General features: G+C 45.1%; 10 protein-coding genes. 8 read left to right on the forward strand and 2 right to left on the reverse strand.

What is annotated here, in order from left to right:
- The 7 genes from HKN88_04920 to HKN88_04950 all read left to right on the forward strand — a co-directional run.
- On the forward strand, positions 1-2,038 hold a 2,038-nt coding region (locus tag HKN88_04920), incomplete at its 5' end, for a hypothetical protein (protein NNC97394.1).
- A gap of 159 nt (positions 2,039-2,197) precedes the next feature.
- A complete protein-coding gene (locus HKN88_04925; protein ID NNC97395.1) occupies positions 2,198-2,638 on the forward strand; it encodes a lactoylglutathione lyase in 441 nt (146 codons plus the stop codon).
- Between the two features lie 183 nt (positions 2,639-2,821).
- Positions 2,822-4,693 carry a signal peptide peptidase SppA gene (gene sppA, locus HKN88_04930; protein ID NNC97396.1) on the forward strand — a complete coding sequence of 624 codons (1,872 nt, stop codon included), beginning with the start codon at positions 2,822-2,824 and terminating at the stop codon, positions 4,691-4,693.
- Between the two features lie 466 nt (positions 4,694-5,159).
- Positions 5,160-7,988, forward strand: a complete 2,829-nt coding sequence (locus HKN88_04935) for a TonB-dependent receptor (protein ID NNC97397.1) — start codon at positions 5,160-5,162, stop codon at positions 7,986-7,988.
- Between the two features lie 134 nt (positions 7,989-8,122).
- Positions 8,123-9,796: a tetratricopeptide repeat protein gene (locus HKN88_04940; protein NNC97398.1), complete on the forward strand. Its 1,674-nt coding sequence runs from the start codon at positions 8,123-8,125 to the stop codon at positions 9,794-9,796.
- A gap of 2 nt (positions 9,797-9,798) precedes the next feature.
- The gene (locus HKN88_04945; GenBank protein NNC97399.1) at positions 9,799-11,484 is read left to right on the forward strand and encodes a tetratricopeptide repeat protein; all 1,686 of its coding nucleotides are present in this window, start codon (positions 9,799-9,801) and stop codon (positions 11,482-11,484) included.
- A 24-nt stretch (positions 11,485-11,508) separates the two neighbouring features.
- Positions 11,509-13,353, forward strand: a complete 1,845-nt coding sequence (locus HKN88_04950) for a tetratricopeptide repeat protein (protein NNC97400.1) — start codon at positions 11,509-11,511, stop codon at positions 13,351-13,353.
- On the opposite strand, the gene HKN88_04955 is transcribed toward HKN88_04950, so the two are convergent.
- A complete protein-coding gene (locus HKN88_04955) occupies positions 13,350-13,889 on the reverse strand; it encodes a hypothetical protein (protein ID NNC97401.1) in 540 nt (179 codons plus the stop codon). The genes HKN88_04950 and HKN88_04955 overlap by 4 nt on opposite strands.
- Positions 13,890-13,894: 5 nt before the next feature.
- Complete coding sequence (locus tag HKN88_04960; protein ID NNC97402.1) at positions 13,895-15,475, reverse strand: M48 family metalloprotease; 1,581 nt, start codon at positions 15,473-15,475, stop codon at positions 13,895-13,897.
- Between the two features lie 499 nt (positions 15,476-15,974).
- Here HKN88_04960 and HKN88_04965 point away from each other — a divergent pair, with 499 nt between their 5' ends.
- Complete coding sequence (locus HKN88_04965; GenBank protein ID NNC97403.1) at positions 15,975-19,193, forward strand: TonB-dependent receptor; 3,219 nt, start codon at positions 15,975-15,977, stop codon at positions 19,191-19,193.
- Positions 19,194-19,328: the final 135 nt, after the last annotated feature.

Raw genomic sequence — 19,328 nt, forward strand, 5'->3', positions numbered from 1 at the left:
TGTGTCCATCACCGACTTGGTGGATGACCAATTAACGGTTCTGAGTGTGACCTCGGCTGATGCGGACTGTACGGCGAGCAGTGGTCAGATGGTGGATTGTACAGTTGACATTCCTGCTGGCAGTGGCAGTGTCCTGATTACCGTCGAATACCTGGCCAATTCACCAGTGCCAGACCTGCCGGATGCATCGTCCTTCGGCACGATTGATGGAGCAGAGGTCATATTCGAATTTGTAAATGGATATACTCTGACAGGATCCACTCGTGGAACAATGACTCTGTATGATGAAAATGGAGTCGATGTATTTAATTATCAATCCGATGAGAAAAATAACCTGGTATTTGACCCACCACCGGGCGTACCACTTGTAGGAATTGACGACCCAGCCTTTGAATTGCATCTCTCTTGCTCAGATTCATTTACCGGTGGCTGGGGTTCCTCAAATGGGCCTGAAGAAGGGGTGGATGTCAACTGGCAGATCGCGAGTTTTGATGTAAATAAATATGACGGCAATGGTGAATTAAACAAATCCTGTGGAGCCACGCCGGGAATCTCGATGGTGGACAATACCGCAACGGTTCTGGGAGAAGATTCATCAACACCAGTGGATACTGATGAAAGCACCGATACGCTTACGGTCATTCCTTGCGATGTATGCGATGGTGGCGTGACCGACCTGACCTTTGAATATCAGGGTGTGGCTCCGGCCATGGTGCAGATCTACGACAAAAACGATAACTCGGATGCGTCTAAGTTGCTGTTTGGTGGCATGGTGAATCCGGGCGACGAGATCGTGATCACCAAACTCCCGGGTGAAGACAAGTTCAATAACGACGTGAGCATCTACGTGGATGGTGTCTTCCATCGCAAGTTCCACACCAGTTGCTCGAAACCAATTGGACCCGGGCAGATTCTTGGTGATTTCGAGATCATATCAGGCACCAGTGTCAACAACGGTCGCATGTGTCCGCTGGATGTGTGTAATGTGCAAGGTGGCTTACTCGAAACCTACAACCAGGAATTCCGCATGGATGTGACCAACAGCGGGGATCTGAATGTGGTGATCGAGAAAATCACCATCACCTGGCCTGCCGCCAATGGAGCCCTCATAGAAGTCAAGCGTGAAGGGGATACCATTCACGAAGGTGACTTTGCATACAACGCCCTTGGGGTTGTGATCGATTCGGGTTGGAAGGGTGATATAAATAAACGCGCCATCAAACCTGGAGACACCGACACCCTCAAATTCAAATTCGAGAATGACGCAGCCAATGCCGAGTACTCGATTCTGGTAGAGTTTGAATCCGGTTGCTCGGTCGAGTTCTCGGGCGAGCTTCCCGGACCTCCATTCGCATGCAACAAGCCGATCGATCAACTGACCATGATCTGGGGTGGAAGTAGCGATATTAAGGTGACCGCATGGAAAGGCTCGGTGGGCAGTACCATGCTTGCGGATATGGTGCCTGTGAGCGTTGATGGAGAGCTCAGCGTGAGCGGATATGCCGGGTCACCCAACGATGTATTCTGGGAAATTTTTGATGCCAACACTAATAGCAAGTTAGGTGAAAGCAAATACCATCTGTCTTGTTCCGATGGCGATATGGACGGACCGGAAGACTGTGGAAAGTTGCAGGGTAATGGCAAAGACAACGACAGCTCACTCATCAATACCTGGATATTGGAAGGCATGGTGGATTCGGAGTCCACGCTGGATTGTTCTGAGTTGGCAACAACTACAACTACAACATCAAGCACAAGCTCCAGTAAGATCTCGACTTCATATACGAGTATGAGTAGTTTGACTATTGCGACCTCTTTATCTGCCTCTTCAGGTATGACCTCAATGGCTACTGCTGACTCGACTATCGGTGAGCAATCATTATTTGAAAAACTAACTGCTTTTTTCAAAAAAGATAAAAAAGATAAAATAGATATAAAGACAAAAAAAGAATATAAGCTCAAGTTGAAACAAGCAGGAACCTTCTTGAAACCTCACACAGCCAAGAAAAGCAGGTTACGTGGGCGGATGGTTTTTTAACACGCTTATGCATCAGTTTTTAAAAAATATAGAGTGTCGAGTTAAATAGCCCTTTTGACTGATACAGTATTGTAAAAGTCACTCGTATACTCTATCTTAGGCAGCCATTAGGCTGCCTTTTTTTATGCTTGATCGACAATTTGTAAAAGGGAAAACATCATGCGTTATTTACACACTATGGTCAGAGTTTCTGATCTCGATGACTCAATAAGATTTTATTGTGATTATCTCGGACTGGAAGAAATTCGACGAAACGATTATCCCAAGGGTAAATTTACTCTGGTATTTTTGGCAAGTCGTGATGATCTTGAACAATATGGTGACAAGAATTGCCCGATGCTGGAGCTAACCCACAATTGGGATTCCGAAGAATATACCGGCGGACGCAATTTTGGACACCTGGCTTATCAAGTGAATAATATCTACACAACTTGCGAAAAACTGATGCAAGCCGGCGTTGTCATTAACCGTCCGCCACGCGATGGTCGCATGGCGTTTGTGCGCTCGCCGGATAATATTTCTATCGAGCTGTTGCAAAAAGGGCCGGCGCTGGAAATAGCTGAACCCTGGGCGTCGATGCCCAATAGCGGCGAGTGGTGAGTTTCGAACATTACTCAGCCGTACATTAATTATGGATGAGCTTCTCATTGATTGAATAATGTCGAAAACCGCCCATTTCAGCAAAATTTCTCCCGAATTTCACCCTATAATATCGAATTAATTTATCCCTGATCCAGGCCCGCGCTACACGCGGGAAATCCAAATACAGCAACAGGAATCATTATGAGTGCAGCCCAAACTAAAGAGCGTGGAATTATTGGCAAGGTTTTTCACTGGATCTGGCGTCCATTCGATATTGTACGGCGCGTTTTGCACTTGCTCTTATTGTTAATGATCTTTGCGTTTATTTTTGCCGGTATGTCAGGCAGTACGCCCAAACCGATCAGCGAGCCTGCTGCTTTGGTTTTGTCTTTGCAGGGCAGTCTGGTGGAGGAATTGTCGGGTGACCCGATCGAACTGGCTATCGCCGATGCGCAAGGGCAACCGGTCCTGGAAACCACGGTGAAAGAACTGGTCGATACCATTCGTGCAGCCAGCAAGGATGACAAGATCCCGCTCATAGTTTTGGACCTGGACCGATTCACCGGAGGTGGCTTGAGCAAGATGCAGGTTGTGGCCGAAGAGATCAAAGCGTTTAAAGCGAGTGGCAAGCCTGTGTATGTGTATGCCAACTTTATGTCACAGAATCAATATTTTTTCGCGGCATTGGCTGATGAGATCCATCTGCATCCACAAGGCGCGGTCTTGATCGAAGGCTACGGGCGGTATCGCATGTTTTACAAAGAAGCCATCGATAAATTACTCATCGACTGGAATGTGTTCAAAGTGGGTGAGTACAAATCCTACGTGGAACCGTATATTCGCAATAATATGTCGGAAGAAGACAAAGCCTCGAGCATGGTTTGGATGGGAGCGATGTGGGACAGCTTTAGCAAGGATGTGGAAACTGAACGGGAATTGCAAGCCGGTGCAATTACCGCGTACTCGAATAATCTCGACAGCATCATGCAGCAGAACGGCGGTAGTTTTTCACAAGCGGCAATGGATAATAAGCTGGTGGATAAATTAAGCCAGCGCACCGAATTCCGAAAAATGTTGATCGACAAAGTGGGTAAGCATAAGAAAGAGAGTACCTTTAAACAGGTCTCAACCAAGCGCTATACGGCCAACCTCAAACTCAAGAAGGTCAAAAAACCCAAAAAAGCCGACAAGATCGCGGTGGTGGTTGCTGCAGGAACCATTTTAGATGGCAGTCAGCCCTCCGGAAGTATTGGCGGGGACTCCACCAGTAAACTGATCCGTAAAGCGACCGATGACAAGACAGTTAAGGCCCTGGTCTTGAAAGTCGACTCGGGCGGCGGCAGCGCGTTTGCTTCTGACGTGATCTTGAATGCCATTCAGGAATTCAAAGACAGCGGCAGGCCGGTGATCACATCCATGAGTTCGGTCGCGGCCTCGGGTGGTTATATGATCTCACTGGCCGCCAACGAGATCTGGGCGACGCCCTCAACCATCACCGGTTCGATCGGTATTTTCGGCATGATCCCGACCTTTGAACGCAGTCTGGATAAATTGGGTTTGCACGTTGATGGCATCGGCACCACAGAACTGAGTGGTGCCTTGCAACTGGGTCGTGGCATGGATGAGAACGTTGCCCGTATCATCCAGGCCAACATCGAACACGGCTACGATGATTTCATCAGCAAAGTAGCCGACGCCCGTGGCATGGACAAGGCCGCGGTGGATAAGATTGCCCGTGGCCGGGTGTGGTTCGCGCAGGATGCATTGGAGAATGGTTTAGTGGATAAACTGGGTAGCTTTGAAGACGCTGTTGCCGCGGCGGCCGAATTAGCCGATCTTGAGGATTACCAAATCAAGTACATTAAAAAAGAATTATCCTTCTCGGAACAATTGGCGATCAACTTTTTTGCCAAGGCCTCAGGTGCAAGCAAATACGTGGAGTCAGCGCCCGAGTGGCAGAAGGGAACGGTTGGTGCGATCTTAAAGGGATTGAATCAACAACTGGAACGACTGGTTCAATATAACGACCCCTTAGGCGTGTATGCGGATTGTTTGTGTGCTCAAGATCTTTAACTCGGTTTTTTGAGAATTAATCGATAAGATCCTATTTCTATTGATCAGGTTTTACTAACAGCATCAATAATATCAATGATTTGCCTATAGCCCGATGTTGTGATTTTTTTACAACATCGGGTATTTTATTTGCGCTTTTTTGTCTATTTTGTGGCACATGTACCAAAACAACCACATATCCGAATTATTGGCATTAATTCAATTAAAACAATAGGTTATGATGTTCGGTGTCTGATTGAGATAGTACTTGCTCTGGCCTCGAGACGAAAAAGCAACAAGCTGTGTTAAAGTAGAGCCACTTTACAAGCCTGTGACTAGAGTTTTTAGTCCAGTCTTGTGAGCGTTTTTTTAGGGGATAAATAGCTCTAATCTGAATCGATTAGTTGTTGATAATAATAACCGTTTCGGCTCTCTATTCTATCCATAATATTTAAAACTAATTTGGGATTTACCCAGAGGAAATTAAATGAATATCAATCCTTTATCAAAGGCAGTAAAAGCAGCAATGTTTACTGGTGCAGCGTTAGCCGTTGCAATGCCAGCAACTACATTTGCCGCCGATGCTGATGAAAATATCGAAGAGGTAACGGTAACCGGTTCACGTATTGTGCGTGATGGTTTTGAAAGCGTTAGTCCGGTTAGTGTGACAACTGCAGAAGATATTAAAGTAACTGGTTTCACAAGGTCAGAAGACTTTCTGAATAACCTGCCATCTATTGAAGCTGCACAAACCTCATTCATCTCGAATGGTTCGAGTGGTACAGCTAGTCTTGATCTGCGTGGAATGGGCGCTAACCGTACTTTGGTACTGGTTAATGGTCGTCGTATGCAACCAGGCGGCATCTATTCCCAAGCACCGGATATCAACCAGATTCCATCTGCATTGATCGATCGAGTTGAGGTTTTGACTGGTGGTGCATCAGCAACTTATGGCGCTGACGCTGTAGCCGGTGTTGTTAACTTCATCATGAAAAAAGATTTTGACGGCTTTGAGTTGTCAATTGGCGGTTCAGGGTATCAACACGATAATGACAACAAAGGCATTCAGGAATTAATGGATGCACGTGGTTTTGATTATCCTACAGGCAGTTCAGGTATTGACGGCAAAACCCGCAATGTTGCATTGACTGTTGGTTCTGACTTTGGTGATGGAAAAGGTCATGCAGTTGCCTATGCGACCTGGCGTGACAATGAAGAACTCAAGCAAGAAGCACGTGATTACACTTCTTGTGCCTTGAATAATGCCGGTACATCTTGTGGCGGTTCATTCAACGCAGTAATACCTAACTTCATTCTAACCGTTGATCCAGTCTTTACGGATTATGATTACTGGACCCTGGATCAGGGCGGTAACGGCTTTGATGTTGCCGGTGGTTTGGGTGCTTTCCTGAACAACCCGTACAACTATGCTCCGGTTAACCATTTCATGCGTCCTGACACCCGTTATTCTTTGGGTGCATTCGCCGATTATGAAGTGAATGAAAACTTCAAGCCATACATCGAAACCATGTTCACGCATGACCGTACCAAGGCCCAGATCGCTGAGTCAGGTACTTTCTTCGCTGAACTGTACGAGATCCCTTTGACTTCAAGTCTGTTTGATCCAATCCATGTGAACCAATTAAGCACACGTTTTGGACTGGATCCTGCAACCGACTCGATCTTCGCCTACATTGGTAAGCGTAATGTCGAGGGTGGCCCACGTACCGACATCCTGGAGCACAATGCTTTCCGTATTGCTGTTGGTACCAAAGGCGCATTGACCGAGAACTGGGACTATGACGTGTCTTACACTCATGGCCAGACTTCATCAAGCTCGAACTACATCAATGACTTCTTTGCTCCCAATATCGGTGAAGCACTGGAAGCAGGTACTTATGATGTATTCCGTTTGAATGGTGTTACTCCGGAACAGGCTAATAACCTGACCGCAGCTGGCGCCTTGACTGGTATTACAAGTCAAAGCGTATTCACTGCATTTGTCGCCGGTGAAACCAACCTGAAAATGCCAGCAGCGGATACACCAGTTGCACTCGTAGTTGGTGTTGAAACCCGTAACAATACTTTCGAGCGTAACTCTGATGTTGTATTTGAAGATGGTTTATTGCTCGGTCAAGGTGGAGCAACTGAAAGCATTGTTGGTGAGATCAGTGTAGACGAGATCTTTACCGAGGTTTCTATCCCGGTATTGGAAGGCAATCAGAGCCTTCAAGTTGACCTGGCCTATCGTTATTCAGATTACAACCCATCAGGTGGCACCGATACCTACAAAGCAGGTTTGGTATATGAGCCAACTGATTATCTGAAAATCCGTACCGGCTATAACCGTGCGATCCGTGCGCCAAATGTGGGCGAATTATTTGCTCCACAAAGTGAAGGCTTATGGAACGGTACTGACCCTTGTGGTGGTGCCTCTCCAATCCTGAGTCAAGCACAGTGTGCCAACACCGGTGTAACGGCTGCCCAATACGGTAACATCGCATTAAGCCCAGCTAGTCAATACAACGGTATCTTCGGTGGTAACCCTAATCTGAAGCCTGAAAAAGCTGATACGATCACCTTTGGTGCTGTCGTTAATCCTATAGAGAATTTGACAGTCTCTGTGGATTATTGGGATATCGAGCTGGAAAATGTAATTGGTGCAATTGGTGCAGAATTAACGGTTGAGCAATGTGCATTAACCGGTAATCCGGACCTTTGTAGCAACATCAGTCGTGGCGCCACAGGTACCTTGTGGTTGGGTGATGGTAGCTCTACATTTGTACAAGCGACCAACATCAACCTGGCATCACGTCATTTTGAAGGTATCGATCTGGCTGCACGCTATGAAATTGATCTCTTTGGCGGCACCTTGAGTACTGATCTACTGGGTACATTCATGATGTCTAAAGAGTTCTCTCCATTGCCGGGAGCCGCTTCGGCAGATTATGAGTGCGTTGGTGATATCAGCACAGATTGCTTCCCTCAACCGGATTGGCGTCATACGCTTAACCTGACCTACGATAATGGTGGGCCATGGACAGCCAGAGCCAAATGGCGTTATTACGGTAATGTAAATTACTATGGTACCGTTGATACAATCGCTAATGACAATCTCGATGCACAAAGCTATCTGGATCTGTCTGGCTCCTATGACTTGACCGATAATATCGGATTTGTCTTTGGTGTATCAAACGTACTGGATAAAGAGCCACCTTTAGTTGGTGGAACCTTGTCTAGCAACGGTAACGCTGTTGCAGGATTCTACGATGTATTAGGTCGTTATCTGCACGGTACTGTCACTTTCAGTTATTAATTAGTAAATTAATACTGAAGTATGGGAACAGCGGGCTTCTAGCCCGCTGTTTTTTTTTGCAATTTACTCACTCGCATATAACCAAGTATGCTTTATGCATTAAAATAGTCTTTTATATATAAATTATTAGATCAGTGACAGCACAAATAAAGAATAAACATGAATTAATAGACCTTGCCCGGCGTCACATCCAGGAAGGAGCCATCATGCAGGCATTTAAAATTTATTACGATCTGCATGTCAGCTACCCCGAATCGGAGGAAATTCTGGTTGAGTTAACGGGCCTGAATCTGCATCTGGAAAATATCGATCATGCCATTGATAACCTAAACAAGCTGGTCAGGATTAACCCATTTAAAAAGGCCTATTATGACCAACTGGCTAATTGTCATGCCAGGTTAGGAAACTGGTCTGAAACTTGTGATGTATTTCATGCCTTGTTATTGCAACGACCAAAATCACCGGATGCACATTTCAATCTGGCTTTTTACTCAAGAAAAAATGCTGATTTTCAAAAATCCCTGGATAGTTATCAAAGAGCCCTCGACTTGAAGATCGCACGACCGGAGGAAGTGTATGTAAATATGGCTGTGATCTGCAGCGAGGACTTGCAAGATTATGCCCAGGCAAGGGCATACCTGGAGGATGCATTGGCAGCAAATCCTGTCTATGTACCGGCATTATATAACTTGGCAAATTATTATGAAGACCTGGGACACAAGGACAACTCAATAAAGTGTTTTCAAAAGATCCTGGATCTGCAGCCAGCAAACGCAAAAACCCTGGCGCGCATGGCATATATCAATAAATATAAATCCTGTGATGATGGAAGTATTGAGAAAATGCACGCTTTATTCGATTCGACTGAAACCTTAATGGTGGACAAAATCGACCTTGGCTTTGCGCTGGGTAAAATATACGATGATTGTGAAAAATTTGATAAAGCATTTGATTTTTATCGCCGCGCAAATGAGCTTGAGAAAAATTCATTAAGCACGTATAGCCATACAGATTATGAATCGTTTGTTGCAGCCATCATTGAATTTTTTGATGAAAACTGGATTGCCAGGTTTGATAATGTGTCAAAAGATACGCCAGTGTTCATTTGCGGGATGTTCCGCTCTGGCTCAACCCTGATAGAGCAGATCCTGGCCTCGCACCCCGAGGTTTCTGCAGGTGGTGAAAAAGAGTATATTTTGAAACTTGTAGAAAACAATATTTCACCATTCCCGTCAGCCGCAAAAAACCTGAACCGCAGTACATTACGTCAATACGCAAAATCGTACATTGAGAATGCAACTGCCAGGCATCCAGATGCCCGATACATAACAGATAAGAGGCCGGATAACTTAATCTTCATAGGCCTGATCAAGGCCATGTTTCCGCATGCCAGGATCATTTTCACCGAAAGAAATGCGCTGGATAATTGTTTATCAGTGTATTTTACACGCCTGCAGAAAAGAATGAATTACGCGAATAATCTGGAAGATATATATCATCATTACCAACAGCATTCACGCCTGAAAAAACATTGGCATGCATTGTTCAAGGATGCGTTGTATACGGTGAATTATGATGAATTAATAGTATCTCCACGAGATGAAATTTCCAAAATGCTGGATTATCTGGGATTGCCGTGGCATGACAACTGCCTGCAGTTCGAAAAACTGGATAACCCGGTACGCACAGCAAGCGCCTGGCAGATCCGCCAGCCGTTGTATGCAAGTTCATCTGGCCGCTGGAAAAATTACCAAGAGCAGGCAGCGGTGAAGAATTTACATAAACTCGTTAACCAGCAAAGCCAGTGAATATGAGCAGAATAGAGAACCTGAAAATTGATCTTAAAGGGCTTGCATCTATTGATGCAGGTAAAACAGCCGCTGCGATTGAAAAGGCAGCTGCAATTCAGGATAAATATTCAGAGGTGTCAAAAAATGATAAAGATTCTGTTTTTCTTCTGGCGCTTGAATATTTTAAACAGGGCAATATTATTGTTCCGGAAACACTCTGTCGCCTGATTCGTGTACATCATCCAGATGACCTGGCAAATCTCAATTTACTTGCCACATTGGCGAGTAAAGCCGGAAAATTCGAGCTGGCCGTAAGTTTCTTGATTCGTTGTCTGGAAATCAATCCCAATCTTCCGATTTTTCATTTTGATCTGGCAAATGCACTATTTCAGGTTGGTAATTACCCGCCCGCATTAAAAGAATGTGATTATTTGTTGCAGTTTGCACCGGATCATCTAGAAACCGTTTCGCTAAAAGCGGCGATCCTGGTCAAGATCGGCGCATTTGAAAAAGCCGCTGAACTCTATGAGAAATTGATATCGGCTCATCCGCAAAATGCAACTTTACAACTGCGATACGGTGTCAGTTTGAGAATTCTGGGACGTACCAGTGAGGCGATCAAGGCATTTAATAAAGCACTGCAGTTGGCACCAGAACTGGGCGAGGCTTACTGGAATCTGGCGAATTTGAAAACCTATGCTTTTTCAGATGCAGAGATCGGTTCAATCACGCATCTGCTTTCAGAAAGCAACAACGATACTGCAAATGTCTCGTACCTGAATTTTGCCCTGGGCAAGGCCCTTGAAGACAAGGGCGAGTATGCGAGATCATTCAGCTATTACCAACAAGCCAATATAATTATCAAGGAATCCCATAATTACCAGTCAGCTGAGACCAGCGAAATGGTTAAGGCAAATAAAGCCGTTTTTAATACCGCATTTTTCAACGACAGGGTTCCGCATGGCTCTCAGGCTAATTCCCCGATCTTTATTGTTGGTCTGCCACGTTCAGGTTCTACTTTGCTGGAACAAATACTAGGCAGCCACAGTCTGGTTGACCCCACCATGGAACTGACTGAAATGACTTCCATGGTGCGGAGTATCAATAATCTTGAATATCAGGGTAAAATCCCGGGTTTTCCACAAGTAGTCTCGCATTTATCAAATGAGGAATTGGAAAATTTTGGGAATGAATTCATCAGACGCACAAAAATATATCGTCAGAACGGAACATATTTTATTGACAAAACTCCGCATAATTTTTTATACATTGGTCTGATCCTGGCAATCTTGCCAAATGCTAAAATTATTGATGCGCGGCGTGATCCCATGGCATGCGGGTTCAGTATCTATAAACAACATTTTGCAAAAGGACACCGGTTTTCAAACAGTCTTGAAGATATTGGCCACTATTACCGTGATTATCTGGAGTTGATGGATCACTGGAATTCGGTGTTCCAGGGTAAAATATTAACTGTTCAATATGAGGAATTAATTCAGGATGTTAATGCGGGCGTACGTAATATGCTGGATTTTTGCGGACTCGAATTCGAGCAGGCGTGTGTTGATTTTCACAAAAATACCCGGGCAGTGGCGACGGTTAGTTCAGAACAGGTGCGACAACCGGTTTACACAAAAGCCATTGAGCACTGGAAGCATTACTCGGATTTTCTTGGCCCTCTGAAAGATGTCTTGTATTCAGGATAACTGGCAAGTTGTGTTTATTTTGTAATGAGCCAAATAAATTTACTTTTTCAACAGGCAGTACAGGATTTTCAGCAAGGATATTTTGATAAAGCATTGAAACTGGGTTTGCGTGTACAAAAAAAAGATAAACGCAACCCGGATATTTTGCATTTGCTGGCCCTGATCTACAAGGCAAAATCACGGCCAGATCTGGCCAAAAAATATTTCGAACAAAGCCTCAAAAGTCAGCCATTACAGGCCGTGACTTTATCGAATTATGCAAATTTACTGGTCGAAATTAATGAAAATCGCAATGCAGTTAAATATTACAGTAAGGCAATCAAGCTGGATCCACAATTACTTGATGCCTGGTTGAACCTTGCTATTTTATTAAATGCCCAAGAGGATTTTGAGGGCGCAATCGCAGTTATCCAAAAGGCTCTGAAACACCATGCATCGGTCTTGTCGTTGTACCAGATATTGGGTATAGCCAAAACCGGTGTGGAAGATTACACCGGTGCCTTATCGGCATTTGATCGGATTATCGGTCACCAGGGCGTAGACACCACGCTTGAATTACAGGTTTTACGGAACAAAACAGTTGCCTTGAGAGAGGCGCATGCTTCGGATGAAGCAGTGACATCATTGAATCGTTATTTGGAAAATAAAAAAATACAAGCACCGGAATTGTTATTTGACCGGGCCTGTGCCAAGTACGATATCGGTGACCTTGAATCTGCGGAAAAAGATTTATTGCAATCAATCCGGTTGAATCCGGCGTATGTCCCGGCGCATGAGGCTTTGAACAAACTGTACTGGGAGAACTCAGGAGATGGTGAGTTCTTACAATCGTACGAATACAGTCTTGACCGGGATCCGGATTCTGCCGAACTCTATTTTTCTTACATTGCACAATTAATCCTGTCCCGGCAATACGAAAAAGCCAACACTGTAGCGACAAGAGCTGTACACAAGATCGGCAAGCAGGCAAATCTGATCCATGCGCAAGGAATTATTGCAAATTTTCTCAATGATCCTGATGCATCCATTAGTCTGATAAACCAGGCTATTTCGCTGCAACCCGAAAATAGCCGATTCCGAATTGATAAAGCAAATTATCTCATCAGGCAACAAGAATACAAAGCTGCCTTGCAGGAATTAAATCTTGCCGGGAAAGTGGAACCGTATAATCAGGAGATCTGGTCCTATAAAGGTATTTGCTGGCGATTGCAGGGGGATGATCGCTGTTTATGGCTCAATGATTACAAGAATTTTATCGGTATAAAACAGATACCCTGTCCTGATGGTTATGATGATCTGGAACACTTTTTGGTGGAATTAAGCAGTGTTATTGCTCGGCAGCATAAAACTAATCGACAGCCTCTTGATCAAAGTGTTAAAAACGGTACCCAAACGGTAGGACGCCTGTTGAATATTCAAAATACAGTGATTCAGGATTATCGAAAAGTTATTACGCAAAGTATTCAGGAATATATCAATGATTTGCCACACGATTCCAGGCATCCATTTTTGTCCAGAAATACTGGCAAATTTCGTCACGCGGGCAGTTGGTCGGTTAAATTAAAAAGCGGGGGGTATCACAGCAATCATATGCACCCTCAGGGCTGGCTTTCAAACTGTTCTTATATTGAAGTACCAGAAACCATTCGCCCGGACGATCCGGATCGTGCTGGCTGGATCAAGTTTGGTGAAACCTCATTGCAATTGGGCGCTAATGAAGAAACCGGTTCATGCATCTGTCCGCAGGCTGGAATGCATGTTTTGTTTCCAAGCTATTTTTGGCATGGAACAAATCCTTTCAATGCAGAAAGTTACCGAGTCACAATTCCCAGTGATATTAGTCCCAAGCCGGATTTCGGTTTTCGCTAGTCGTCAACTCTTCTGACTTTGAGCTTTCCCCTGACTCCTTCAATTTTCAAATTATAACTTCCAAATGCTCCACGCGAGATAGTCACTTTTGGTTTAATCAGGGCTTTAGGCAGTTTTTTGGTGCGAGCATTACTGCTCACTGCACGCCAGGTCTGGCCATTTTCCAGGACAAAAACCGAGTTTCTTCCCCAGCCTTTAAAATTTCCGGCCAGAATAGATTCGATACTGTCAGTGGCATCCTCGTGAATGACTTTACCAAAATTATTTTCCCTGATTTGATCCCGGCTTGAATGGTCGGGAGTGACTGCACTAGACGCTGACCTGACAGGAGCTTTTGCTGGTTCTTTTTCAGTCTTTACAGCTTCTGGAGTTTTTACATCCTTATGCGGTCGAAACAAGCGGTCATAACAGAGCAAACGCTCTGTGTCATTATTGATAGAAATGCAGTGGTTTACTGCATTACCGGTTTCTGCATGATTGGGCGCAGTGCTTGTTAGGCACACTAATAACGCTGCAATAAAAATATAATAACGCATAAGGCTTACCTCGCGGCCTGGGCTTTTTGAACTTTACTTTGAATGGCCTGTAATTGTGCCTGGGTAGTGACAGGTCCCAGATTAACTGGCACTCGGATGGTTTGTCCGGCAGGTATAGCCTGATTTATATTCACTGGCGCGGTTTGTAATGCTCGGCGTGTACGCGGGTCGATAATCCCCGAAACTATTTGCACATTGCCAACCGCAAATGGCGCCTGATTCTTAACTAATAGATACACTTTACCCGAGCTGTCGGCCTGAGCCTGGGTCAGGATGTATTTTCCCGGATTGCGCGGTAACTGGATCTCGGCCAAGCGGAAAGCCGAGGCTTGCCCGGCCTGGGTATTGGATTGAGCGGCTGCTTCATAATGTTTTACGGCTAGATCCTGCCGACCGGATTGTTCGGCAATTTTACCCATGGCTGAATGGGCAGTTGCGGTTGGTAATAATTTCAAACTGCGTTCGAAGGCCGAATACGATTCATTAAGTTTATTGGTGTCATATAGTGCTACACCGTTTTGCAAGTGATACATGAAGAAATTCGGGTTTGCATTTAGCGCTTTACGAATATGTGGCAACGCAGCTCGGGGTCGATTACTTTGTAATTCTATTTCACCTAACAAGGCATGAAAATTGCCTTCGCGTGGTTCAATTTGCAGGGCTTGACTGGCCAGTGCTTGAGCATTTCTGAAATCTTTGTTCTTGTAAGCTTTTACCGCTTCATCGTATTGCTCATAGGCGGGTTTGGTACGCATTATACGGCTGGTCGCGGCCCGGTAGGATTCGCGTCCATACTCACCCGAACTACCCAATGCAGCGGCTGTTTCCTTATTCTTCTCAACCCGAATCTGCGAAGGCGGGTGGGAAGAGAACAAGCCTTCCAGCCACCCGGGATTGCCGCGTCCGGCTTCTTCCGATATTCGCACAAAGGTTTCTTGCAGATCGATGGCGGCATTTGGATCGTACCCGGCTTTGTGCATGTATTGCATGCCGTAATAATCGGATTCAAGTTCGGCATTACGGCCATACTTTTGACTGAGCAATCCTGCGGCCAATTGGGTACTCGCATTGATCATGTTGGCGTATTTGTGGTCGTAGGTTTTTGCCTGAACGGCAATCATGCCCAATTGCATTAACATACCGCGTTCCATGGATTTGGCACCATGCCGAGCAGCAGAATGCACAATTTCATGTCCCATCACAGCAGCAAGTTCGGCTTCGCTATTCAATTCATATAACAAGCCCCGATTGATCGCTATCTTGCCGCCCGGCAAGGCCCAGGCATTAGGCACCGAACTATTGATGACTTGAAACTCGTAGGGTAACGGCCGGTCACTCACTTTGGCTAATCGATTGCCAACGCCCTGGACATACTTGGTCAATTGCGGGTCAATCACATAGTCGCCACCTTGCGACTGCCGAGCCGGGTTGTATTGCTGGATGCCCAGATTTATTTCGGTATCTTCACCAACAACACGAAGTTCTTTTTTTCCTGTGACCGGATTGGTGGCGCAACCAAGCAGGAATAATAAAGGCAATAGCAAAAGAGCATAGTGTAGTCGGGTCCAGATCGCTGGCTTGTGCATGGGAATCTCCTTGAGAGGGCGCGCAGAAATTTCTAATTATAGAGAGTTACTGGCCATATCCCACTAGAATTCTTTGTGGTTTTAGGTAAATTTTTGCTAATTAAAACGAATGACAGTTTTTGGGCATAGGCAAAAATCTACTTCTCTAGATCAAAAATTTCCTTTGGCCATTCTAATATGTATGAAAAATAGACAATATTTGAGAATCTACCAGATGAAAACAGATACTCAAGTTCGGATACGTGCCGAATGTCGTATTTGTGCAACATTTATTGCTTTATTCAACTAAGTTTCAGCACGATGACATCATTACGCTATTTTTCGTAAGATATACAGTATGTTGCTCGAAAGACATAAATGTGGCAATATTGTAACAATTGATAATGAAATGCTTATCAATCCACATGAAACACGATTTATAAAAATTAAAATTCGGTAGATTTAAATTTCATTTCAACAATTTTTTTTAGCATTCAAATCACCATTTGGGGATCATTACATGAGTAACTTGAAAGAAAAAAGCCTTGCTTTAATTGCTTTCTTACTTGCATTTTCTATGGCATCAGTTCCTGCTTTTGCCCAAGAAGACGCAGTAGAAGACGCAGAAGTACAAGTTGAGGATGACGTAGACGACGATACTGAAGAGGTTGTCGTTACCGGTTCACGTTTAAGAAAAACCAGCTTTACCAGTATTTCACCATTGCAAGTATTGGATACCGAAGCAACACGTGAGGTCGGCTTGATCGACGCATCGGATATTTTGCAAGAGTCAACCAGTGCTACCGGTCAACAGATCGATCTGACTTTCCAGGGATTCGTACTTGATAACGGTCCTGGGTCATCAACGGCCAGCTTACGTGGTTTGGGTGCTGCTCGAACCTTGATCCTGATCAATGGTCGCCGTGTCGCTCCTTCCGGTGTGGAAGGTGCGCCTTCAGCTCCTGATTTGAACCTGATTCCTGGTGGACTGGTGCAACGTTATGAGTTCCTGCTCGATGGTGCATCCTCTGTCTACGGTTCTGATGCGGTTGCCGGTGTTGTAAACGTCATCATGAAAAAAGATTTTGACGGTCTTGAGCTTGAGTTGATCGGAAATATTCCTGAGCAATCCAATGGAGAAGATTACACAATCAGTGCCACCTACGGTAAAAACTACGACCGTGGTTTTTTCGGGATTGGTGCTGAGTACTACAAATCTACCGAAGTAACCTTGGCCGATCGTGAATGGACTGATGAGTGTAATAAGCATTATGAGATAGACCAGGCCGGCAATATCCGCACGGTTGGTTTTGATGATCAGGTGTTTAATGGTCAGGGTCCAAGTCCATGTAAACGTCAAGGCCTGGCTGGACGATTCCAGGTAGGGGCAGGTTTGCCTTTTGGTGGATTCGGTTCAATTTACTATACTCCAGGTCAAGGTAATGCATTAGCTGACTGGAGCGAGAGTGGCATCTTTGGTGTGAATATTGATGCGGATGGCGATGGTGTTACTGACGTCGATTTCCAGAATCATATTATTAACGGTCGTGAGCAATTTGCTTCACTTTATCCGGAAGTAGAACGTACCAGTGTCATGGGCTATGGTGAATACACCTTGGAAGGTGACATGAACCTGACCCCGTTTGTAGAAGTCATGTACAACGAACGTGAAACGTTTGCTGATTCCGGGGCTTTCCAATTATTTCCTTGGATCGATGCAAACAACCCGTACAACCCGTGTAACCCGAATGGTTTCGGCGTGGATTGTGGACTGGCGTATGATGCTTTCTTCCAAAACCCGAATGTAATCAGTGATTTTGCAGCTGTTTATGGCGTGCCTCCTGCCGCTTTTGGTCTGGGTTTTTACGGTGCATCTGGTCCTCTTGAGGCCAGACCGATCGCCAGTGTGCGTGGTGACCGTACCCAGGTAACCAGCGTGCTGGAGCAAACCCGTGTGGTTGCCGGTGTACGTGGAGATCTTCCACAATTGCCGATCGGTGGCAATAACGACTGGAAATTTGAAGTAGCGGTTACCCACACCGAAGCCGATGGTACCGCATCACGTCCGGGTATCCGTCAGGATCGTATTGACTTAACTTCTCAGACTTCAGTGATCAATCCTGACGGTTCTGTGACTTGCGGCAATGGTAGCGACGGCTGTGTGCCAGTGAATTTCTTTGCACCATCTTTATATGAAGGCGTAGTGGGTGATTTTGCCACTCAGGCCGAGCGTGATTTCTTGTTCGACACCCGTGATTTCCGTACTAAATATGAGCAAACGATTGGTTCGATATTCTTGGATGGAAGCTTGTTTGATCTGCCTGGTGGCACCGCACAAGGTGGTATCGGTTTTGCTTATCGCGATGACAAAATTGCGTCTATCCCGGATGATGTCGCTCGTGACGGATTATTTTTCGGCTTTTTCTCGGATTCCGGTGCAGTTGGAGACAAGTACACCAAAGAAACTTATGCTGAGATTGATCTTCCTTTACTTGCAAACAAGCAATTAGCAAAAGAGTTAAATTTGAACTTATCTGCGGCCTATACCCAGGATGAAGTGCATGATAGTGATACCACTTATTCTGCGAAGTTAGGTTATCGTCCGGTAGATTCATTGCTATTAAGAGGTACGGTGGGCACCTCTTATCGTGCGCCAAACTTGCGTGAAACTTTCTTGGCCGGTCAAACCGGATTTAACACGATCTCTGATCCATGTGTTATCCCGGACGATGCCTATGATACGTTGACGGAAACCTATTTGCCCGCTAACGACCAGCGTCGCCCAGAAGTTTTAGCGAACTGTCTTGCTAACGGCGTAGATCCAACAGCTTTGTATTTGGGTGGGTTCAGTTCATATAGCGTTGAAATTTCTCGTGGTGGTGCTGCTGGCCTGAAATCCGAAACCTCGGATTCATTCTCGGTCGGCTTTGCTTTTGATCAGCCATGGTTTGATGCCTTTGACATGAGCCTGGGTATGACTTACTACGGTATCGACATTGAAGACACCATTGTTGAGCCAAGTGGCCAGGGAATTGTCAACAGTTGTTACTTTGATCGTGAAGGCGACAGCCCGGATTGTACGCGTATTGCACGTGCCCCGGATGCGGATGGCGATCTGGTAATTGATCTACTGAACGGCGCATTTCTCAACCGTGACCTCGAGTCTACAGAAGGTTTGGATGTGAATATTTCGTTCGATAAACCACTTACACTATTTGAGCGTGCCTTTGATTTCGGCGCCGACTTGAACCTCAACCGTACAATCAACAACAAACTGGTTGAATCGGAAATTGATGGCAATGGTGATCGTATTGAAGAAGTTACCGAGTTTGATGGTCGGTTCGGTTTCCCGAACTGGCAAGGTAACTTGAGCCTGCGTGCCGAATTCAATGAATATCGCCTGACTTGGGGTACTCGTTATATTGGCGAAGTAGAGCAATTCGGTGATGAATACTCTGACATCAATGGTCTTTCCAGCACCTGCTTTGGACCATCGCAAGACGACTTGTTGTGTAAAGATGTGAACTTTGCCGGCTCTTACCTAACCCACAGTCTGTCACTGTTCTATAGAGGTGACCAATATACGATTGGTGGTGGCGTAAGTAATATCTTTGGTAAAGCCCCTCCACTTGTTGATAGCGCACAAGTACTGGCTACAAATAATACCCCGATCGGTTATGGTTATGACTTGAATGGCAGAACCTTCTTTATCAACCTTGGCGGTAAATTTGATTTCTAATTACTGATTTGATTAGTATCAAATAGCAAAAAATTAAAGCCCCATGAGTAATCATGGGGCTTTTTTTATTGCAAAAATTCGAGATTACACCATCAGATATGTGAAAAATGGTAATATTATTAATTAGGTTGAACT

The organism is Gammaproteobacteria bacterium, assembly GCA_013001575.1.
Taxonomy (GTDB): Bacteria; Pseudomonadota; Gammaproteobacteria; order Steroidobacterales; family JABDMI01; genus JABDMI01.

Excerpts from the sequence above, each read along its gene's own strand:
- HKN88_04925 (NNC97395.1), top strand. The coding sequence starts at position 2,198 with ATGCGTTATTTACACACTATGGTCAGAGTTTCTGATCTCGATGACTCA.
- sppA (NNC97396.1), top strand. The coding sequence starts at position 2,822 with ATGAGTGCAGCCCAAACTAAAGAGCGTGGAATTATTGGCAAGGTTTTT.
- HKN88_04935 (NNC97397.1), top strand. The coding sequence starts at position 5,160 with ATGAATATCAATCCTTTATCAAAGGCAGTAAAAGCAGCAATGTTTACT.
- HKN88_04945 (NNC97399.1), top strand. The coding sequence starts at position 9,799 with ATGAGCAGAATAGAGAACCTGAAAATTGATCTTAAAGGGCTTGCATCT.
- HKN88_04950 (NNC97400.1), top strand. The coding sequence starts at position 11,509 with ATGAGCCAAATAAATTTACTTTTTCAACAGGCAGTACAGGATTTTCAG.
- HKN88_04955 (NNC97401.1), bottom strand. The coding sequence starts at position 13,889 with ATGCGTTATTATATTTTTATTGCAGCGTTATTAGTGTGCCTAACAAGC.
- HKN88_04960 (NNC97402.1), bottom strand. The coding sequence starts at position 15,475 with ATGCACAAGCCAGCGATCTGGACCCGACTACACTATGCTCTTTTGCTA.
- HKN88_04965 (NNC97403.1), top strand. The coding sequence starts at position 15,975 with ATGAGTAACTTGAAAGAAAAAAGCCTTGCTTTAATTGCTTTCTTACTT.